Below are 745 nucleotides of genomic sequence, written 5' to 3' on the forward strand. Positions count from 1 at the left end.
TGCTCGCAAACGGAGCGATTTTCTGCTCGGATTATCTGACAATGGGCGGAGCAGTCTGCTCACGCTAATTGCCAATGTGCTCGCCATCATCCGGCGCTGCTCGCAGTCATGGTCGCCTGCTCACATTATCTGCCAGCGGGAGTGGCGTCAGCGTGGCACCCGGATGGAGCCGTCCGCGATCCCTTCGGCGATATTTGAGAGCATGACGGCGTAGCGGTGCAGGCCGGGGAAGCGACCGGCGTTTCTCTCGATCTCTTCGCCGTATCCGGCATCGAGCAGCGCCTTGAAGTCCGGCATCACGTCGAACATGCCGCCGAGCAGATCGATATCGGAAGCACCGATCAGCAGCAGGGCATTCGCATGGGCGTCGAGGCGTTTCATCGTCTCCAGCATTTCGGTTTTGGTCATCGCACCCTTTCCGCTTGCGTGGTGTCATCGCCTATTATGCGCTGGCCCTGTTCGCGAAAACCTTCCTTTCTGACGACCTCGCGGGCGGGCCATGACGACAACGCATTTCTGCGGCCCGCCGCTTGTCAGAACTGTTCTGGAAACCTGCTTCGCAAAAGCGCTTGCCGGCTACGGGTTTGGAGAGCCCATTGGCACGGAGCGTGAGCACAACGCCCCGTTTGCAAGCAGCGCCGGATGATGGCGAGCACACTGGCAGATAATTCGAGCAGGACGCTCCCCGCCAGTGGCAGAAAGCGTGAGCAGGAAATCAGGCTGTTTGCGAGCACACGCCGCTACG

At 60.3% G+C, this 745-nt stretch carries 1 protein-coding gene; it reads right to left on the reverse strand.

Annotated features, from left to right (window positions below; all coding sequences use genetic code 11):
• Positions 1–147: 147 nt before the first annotated feature.
• Complete coding sequence (locus AX702_RS17745) at positions 148–393, reverse strand: hypothetical protein (RefSeq protein WP_007406343.1); 246 nt, start codon at positions 391–393, stop codon at positions 148–150.
• Positions 394–745: the final 352 nt, after the last annotated feature.

Source organism: Sphingomonas sp. CCH5-D11, assembly GCF_001557395.1.
GTDB lineage: Bacteria > Pseudomonadota > Alphaproteobacteria > Sphingomonadales > Sphingomonadaceae > Sphingomonas.

Coding starts and splice junctions, on each gene's coding strand:
- AX702_RS17745 (WP_007406343.1), bottom strand. CDS start 393: ATGCTGGAGACGATGAAACGCCTCGACGCCCATGCGAATGCCCTGCTG.